This is a genomic window from Coprococcus sp. ART55/1 (genome assembly GCF_000210595.1).
Taxonomy (GTDB): Bacteria; Bacillota; Clostridia; order Lachnospirales; family Lachnospiraceae; genus Coprococcus; species Coprococcus aceti.
Genome location: NC_021018.1, coordinates 1,524,017 through 1,530,241, shown reverse-complemented (window position 1 = coordinate 1,530,241; position 6,225 = coordinate 1,524,017). Strand labels below are relative to the sequence as shown.

Genomic DNA, 6,225 nt, shown 5'->3' with positions numbered 1-6,225 from the left:
AATTATGTTTGGCTATTGGTACAAGCGGGTAGAGTATCTCTGTCCGGAATGCCATACCAGATTTCAGCCAAAGAAATTAGAAGCATTCTTTGGAAATCATACGCCAAAGACACGAAAGCTAACTTGCCCTACCTGCAGGAGGAGAATCTGGAGTTTGGAAGTATATAGAAAAGAGGTGGATGCATAATGGAAACAATTAATTTGAGTAAGAAACAATTTGTGATATACATGGCAGTCGCATTTGGGTTGGCCTGGATTTTAGAAATGATAGCAAGTATTTTTAGCAATAATGGAAATCAGATGGTGTTTGCTGTTATCTTGATGATTACCATGTTTATGCCATTTCTTGGAGTACTGATAGCCAGAATCCCACTAAAAGGTATGGGATGGGTACCACATTTAAAAGGGAAACTTCGTTATGTATTCTTTGCCCTTTGGATGCCGGCGTTATTAAGTATCCTTGGAGGGGTCTTGTTTTTTGTGATTTTCCCGGATACATTTGACTCTGAATTTATGACGTTAAGAGGTCTTTTAGAGGAAGCGGGAGCGTTGGAACAGTTCGAGGCACAGGGTATCACGATACCAATGTATCTGCTGATTACGTCTGTTCAAGCTGTGACAATTGCACCATTTCTGAATATGTTTGTCGCATTAGGCGAAGAGGTTGGTTGGAGAGGTGCGCTGTATCCATATTTGAAGAAGAAGCTGGGTGTTACTAAGGGTCGAATTGTAGGTGGTACTATTTGGGGGGCTTGGCATTGGCCGATTATGATTTTGGCTGGATATGAGTATGGTAAAGAATATATTGGCGCACCGGTACTTGGTCCGATTGTGTTCTGTGTCGCTACTATTATGATGGGGATATTATTTGATTATGTATATGAAAAGACAGAGACCATCTGGTTGCCATCTCTTATGCATGGTGCTACCAATGCATTTACTATTTTTGCATATCTGGTAAAACCTGATTATTCCAATATGGCAATTCTAGGTCCAGCATATATTGGTATTATCAGTATGATTCCAATGATTATTGTAGCAGTCATCATTTGCGTAAAGACGAAAAGGAATTGAGTATTAAAGAGATATTCAATCTCACCCACAAATTTCAGTTTGGAGAATTGAAAAAAATGGGATTTACCTATTAAGACATATAAACTGTTGACAATAAAGCTCCTATATAGTATGTTTTTAATAAACTACTATATAGGAGCTTTTGTATGGAAATGAATGGAGGATTTCTTGTCACCAAAATAAAACAGCTTGGAGACCGGATTTTCGAGAAGATTCTCAGTGAAAAGAATATTGATGCATTTAATGGAGCTCAGGGGCGTATTCTTTATGTGCTGTGGCAGGAGGATGGTATCTCAATCAGGTCACTCTCGACTAAATGCGGATTAGCGATAACATCTCTTACTACGATGCTGGAAAGAATGGAAAATCAAGGGCTGATAAGCCGTGTTCAGTCTGAAACGGACAAAAGGAAAACACTCCTGTTTCTGACTGAGAAAGCACATGCCTTGAAGGGCGAGTACGATTCTGTATCTGATGAGATGGGCAGTATTTACTACAAAGGTTTTTCAGAGGAAGAAATTACCCGGTTTGAGGAATGCCTCGACCGCATCAGAAAGAATCTTGAGGAGTGGCAGAAGTCATGAGTATTTGTATCAAAGATCAGATTCAGAACATGAATATCGTCATTGGCTGCACAGTGGGGTGTACATATTGCTATGCCCGCAACAACGTGAAACGCTGGCATATGATTGATGACTTCTCTGACCCTGAATTCTTTCCGGGTAAGCTCAAGATGATGGAAAAGAAACGTCCGAAGAACTTTCTTCTTACAGGGATGAGCGATCTCTCCGGATGGAAGCCGGAATGGAGAGACGAGGTATTTGCAAAGATCCGTGAAAATCCACAGCATCAGTTCCTGTTCCTTACCAAGCGACCTGATTTGCTGGATTTTGATACCGATCTGGAAAACGCATGGTTTGGCGTTACGGTGACGAGGAAAGCAGAACTGTGGCGTATCGACGCCCTTCGGAAAAATGTCAGAGCAAAACATTACCATGTTACCTTTGAGCCGTTATTCGACGATCCCGGCACAGTTGACCTTTCCGGAATCAATTGGATCGTTGTTGGCACCATGACCGGAGCTCAGAGCAGGAAGATTCATACGGAGCCGGAATGGGCATGGTCTCTGGCGGACCAGGCACATAAGCTCGGCATTCCGGTGTTTATGAAGGAAGACCTTGTCCCTATCATAGGGGATGAAAATATGATTCAGGAAATGCCGGAAGAATTTAATAAAGTGTTAGAGGTACAGAAATCATGGAAGAAGTAATAAATGGAATCCTCATTCGTGAGGTGGAAACAAAGAACATCATGACTAAGTCTAGTCTGCCGGTAGGCGGTTACTCGGTCAATCCATATGTGGGCTGTACACATGCCTGCAAGTATTGCTATGCTTCTTTTATGAAGCGCTTTACCGGGCACAAGGAGGAATGGGGCACTTTCCTTGATGTGAAGCATTGGCCGGAAATTAAAAATCCGAAGAAATATGCCGGACAGCGGGTGGTCATCGGTTCTGTGACAGATGGCTACAATCCACAGGAGGAGCAATTCGGGAATACCAGAAAACTTCTGGAGCAGCTGATCGGCAGTGACGCAGATATTCTGATCTGCACAAAGTCGGATCTTGTGGTACGGGATATTGATCTGCTGAAGAAGCTTGGACGTGTAACCGTTTCATGGTCGATCAACACACTGGATGAAAATTTCAAGAACGATATGGACTTTGCTTCGAGCATTGAGCGCCGTATCGCTGCTATGAAGCAGGTATATGAAGCAGGTATACGTACAGTCTGTTTCGTATCCCCGGTATTCCCTGGTATCACGGATTTTGAAGCAATCTTTGAGCGGGTAAAGGATCAGTGCGATCTGTTCTGGCTCGAAAATCTCAATCTTCGAGGCGGTTTCAAAAAGACAATTATGGATTATATCGCCGGAAAATATCCTGATCTTGTACCACTTTACGACGAGATCTATAACAAGCATAACCGCAGCTACTTTGAAGCACTTGAAGTAAAAGCTGAGAAAATGGCTAAGAAGTATGATTGTGCCTTTGTGGATAATGAAATGCCTTATGGCAGAGTCCCGCAGGGACATCCGGTGATCGTAGATTATTTCTATCATGAGGAAATCCGTGGGACAGAGAATACCGGAAAAAGAAATCGCTAAATTCCAGTTTTGATTTGACTTAATTCATAACATTTATTAACTGTTATATCTTATCCTCGTGAAGTCCGCAACCCCTTGAAAATGCTAAATTTGTAGCGAGTGAGTTTGCCCTTACGCTTTCCCTTGTGTTATATCCTTTTCCCTCATGTTACGAATGCTCACAAGGGCAAAATTAAGGGAAAGAAAATCCAGTAACAAATTATAACATGAAATGAAAATGGCAGGAAGAACGGATTGAAATGCTTTCAAAACTTTTAGAAAATTAAGGAAAGGACAGATAAGATATGAGATTGATTTATGCAAGATATAATCCGCAATGTAATAGCATAGATGTAACCACGTTTGAAAATGTAGTGCTTAGAATTGATTGCAATAAGGCAGAGGAAGGATTGAGAACTACTCCCGGCTCCCAGTGTTCGTTGAATGCTTTGGCTATTGATAATCCATTAGAATATGCAAGATTATACTTGGATGGAGAAATGCAAGTATGGGTTGATGCAGAGGATCGTTTAGATACGTGGTGATTTTGCTAATATAATATCATGGTAGAGGTCTAGTACTAAAAATTCCAGAAAAATATATAGAACGTACGGTTATTCCATAATAAGAGGCAGGAATCTTAAGTTTCTAGATGTTTGAATTTTGCCTTAAGGTAAATAGAGAGGACACATTGATTTTTCAGTGTGTCCTCTCTATTTAAAAATATTTTTAAATAGTCCTTGTAAAAAGACAAAACGTATGCTAAAATCTATTTAAAGAGATTTTTAAATAGGTAAAAGATATGAGAGAAACTAACATTTTTAAAGTGTTGGCAGATAGCCAGAGAAGAGCCATTCTTATGATGTTGAGAAATGAGCGATTAAATGCTGGAGAGATTGCTGAAAAATTACAGATCACACCGGCTGCTCTTTCTTATCATTTAAAATTATTAAAAAACGCAGATTTGATATCTGAATATAAAGAGAAAAACTTTGTTTATTATGAAATCAACACTACGGTTTTCGATGAATTAATTATATGGGTTAACCAGTTTGGAGGGAAAAAAGAATGAAAAAAGTAATGTGGATAGTAGCAATGATACCAGTTGTAGTTACAAGTGTTGTACTACAGTTTATGCCTGATATTATACCTATGCATCATGACTTGGAGGGAAACACTGACAGATGGGGAAGTAAAACAGAAAGCTTTATTTTTCCGGTAATTATTTTGTTTATTACACTGTTTTGGCACTTGCTAATCTATGTGTTTGAGAAAAAATCAAAAAATGCAAATACAGAAAAGGAACAGATGGAGGCAAAATCTTCTGCAAAGGTATTATGTGTTGTAGGAATTTCGCAAGCAATCATGTTCGGGATTATGCATTATTTTATTCTTTATTCTTCTTGGATACAGGCAAATGCAGGTGGTGAACATGCGGTTATTGACATTGCAAAAGTTTCATGTATTTTGTGTGGTATTATATTTATTGTATTAGGAAATTTTATGACAAAGGCAAAACGAAATGCAGTAGTGGGAGTTCGAACCGTTTGGAGTATGCACAATGATAATACATGGAGAAAGAGTAACCGCTTTGGTGCAATATGTATTATTATTACGGGGTTATTGACTATCATTACAACCGTATTTACAAGTGGGATGACTGGCACAATCTTTATGTTGATTTATTTATTATTAGCAACAATTGTAACTGTGGTATACTCAAAAAAGATATATGATAAGGAAATAGAAAAATAATTTGTATCTTTATGCGAGAGGGTGAAATTCCAGTCTTTACGGAGAGATAACAAACGAAGGGGAGGCAATTGCCTCCTTTCGTTTGTTATCTACTCCTTCCACGGTTTGGTGGAGAATATGGTCTTGTTAACTCTCGCTCCCTAATGTCCTGTTTCTTAGATTTAAGCCTATCGTGTAGAGGCTGCGGCTTTTCTCCATACCGTTGTTTCCAATTCTTAAGGCTGTCCTGATAATCCCCATAAGCTGTCTCTGCCTTATGAAATGCCTTGTAGAAGGCTTCCACATTCGGATACCCGTATTCCTTTACGATATGAGATAAGCGGACTTTCATTCTTGCAATCCGTTCCTCCAATCCGGCTATCTCCGTTGAAAGCTCGGAACGCCTTTTTGCTTTGAAGATACCTTTGCTGTCGGACAGTTCAATTTCAAGGTCACTTCGCTGTTTCTCGAGTGCAAAAATTGCTTTATTCTGTTCCTGCAGCTTTTGATAAATCTCGCATAAGTGCTTGTAAGAAACTGCTTCCGTTGATGGCTGCGGTCTTGGCGGTATGGCAGGCTTTGGTGTATCTGTCTGCTTTCTGCTTTCTTCTGGTACAGCTTTCTGCTCTTTGAAATCTGTGTTCTCCGGTCTTGCTTCAAGCTCTTTGGAAATTACTTTATCTGCAAGCTCCAGAGTTTTGAGAAATACTTTGGAGATTAACAGTTCTAATACTGCAATGGCAGTACCGATAATGGAAGATAACAGATTCGGTCTGTTTCCGTAAAGCCATACGGATTCCACAATCTTGTCCGTTATCCGTTCCTTTTTTATCTGCATGATCTCTGACTTGGAAACACCCGTTACAATCGCTCTGTCAACAGTCTGATTCCACAAGGTGCGTTTACTGTTGTCTGCCTCAATCTCGGTGGCTTTCGGATTGTTCTTACCAATCTTTTTGGTGGCAAGATACATACCGCCACGCTCAAAAACTTCTAACCGCTGGCTTTTATCCCACACATACTGATTGATAAGATTGGTATAATCCTGCTTGACGGTATCAAGGAAATTTTCAGCCTTGAAGTGTTTATCCTTAATGGAGAAAATCTGTCTTTCGTATACCTCACCTTTGTGAATCACCTTACACCTTTTACGGATATTTCCTTCTTCATCAAGTATCTCTTTCTTGGTGCGTACATGATTTCCCTTTTCGTCATAGAACATATTGCGGGTGGCAACCTTTTCTATGGGCTGTTCCAAGAGTGTACGCTCCG

At 39.9% G+C, this 6,225-nt stretch carries 8 protein-coding genes; 7 read left to right on the top strand and 1 reads right to left on the bottom strand.

Annotated features, from left to right (window positions below; genetic code table 11):
* Positions 1 to 186 precede the first annotated feature (186 nt).
* The 7 genes from CCU_RS07040 to CCU_RS07010 all read left to right on the top strand — a co-directional run bounded on the left by CCU_RS07040 (position 187) and on the right by CCU_RS07010 (position 4,974).
* On the top strand, positions 187 to 1,074 hold the full coding sequence (locus tag CCU_RS07040) for a CPBP family intramembrane glutamic endopeptidase (protein ID WP_015534094.1): 888 nt from the start codon (positions 187 to 189) through the stop codon (positions 1,072 to 1,074).
* Between the two features lie 146 nt (positions 1,075 to 1,220).
* Positions 1,221 to 1,658 carry a radical SAM mobile pair system MarR family transcriptional regulator gene (locus CCU_RS07035; RefSeq protein ID WP_004853467.1) on the top strand — a complete coding sequence of 146 codons (438 nt, stop codon included), beginning with the start codon at positions 1,221 to 1,223 and terminating at the stop codon, positions 1,656 to 1,658.
* On the top strand, positions 1,655 to 2,344 hold the full coding sequence (locus CCU_RS07030; protein WP_015534093.1) for a radical SAM mobile pair protein A: 690 nt from the start codon (positions 1,655 to 1,657) through the stop codon (positions 2,342 to 2,344). Before CCU_RS07035 ends, CCU_RS07030 begins: the two co-directional genes overlap by 4 nt.
* Positions 2,332 to 3,240, top strand: a complete 909-nt coding sequence (locus tag CCU_RS07025) for a radical SAM mobile pair protein B (protein WP_015534092.1) — start codon at positions 2,332 to 2,334, stop codon at positions 3,238 to 3,240. Before CCU_RS07030 ends, CCU_RS07025 begins: the two co-directional genes overlap by 13 nt.
* 284 nt (positions 3,241 to 3,524) lie before the next feature.
* A complete protein-coding gene (locus tag CCU_RS07020; RefSeq protein ID WP_005604353.1) occupies positions 3,525 to 3,764 on the top strand; it encodes a DUF6061 family protein in 240 nt (79 codons plus the stop codon).
* A 257-nt stretch (positions 3,765 to 4,021) separates the two neighbouring features.
* Positions 4,022 to 4,291 carry an autorepressor SdpR family transcription factor gene (locus CCU_RS07015; protein WP_015534091.1) on the top strand — a complete coding sequence of 90 codons (270 nt, stop codon included), beginning with the start codon at positions 4,022 to 4,024 and terminating at the stop codon, positions 4,289 to 4,291.
* Complete coding sequence (locus CCU_RS07010; RefSeq protein WP_015534090.1) at positions 4,288 to 4,974, top strand: SdpI family protein; 687 nt, start codon at positions 4,288 to 4,290, stop codon at positions 4,972 to 4,974. The genes CCU_RS07015 and CCU_RS07010 overlap by 4 nt, the downstream gene beginning before the upstream one ends.
* An 85-nt stretch (positions 4,975 to 5,059) precedes the next feature.
* On the opposite strand, the gene CCU_RS07005 is transcribed toward CCU_RS07010, so the two are convergent.
* Positions 5,060 to 6,225: MobA/MobL family protein (locus CCU_RS07005; protein WP_208896072.1), on the bottom strand; the 1,166-nt coding region annotated here is incomplete at its 5' end.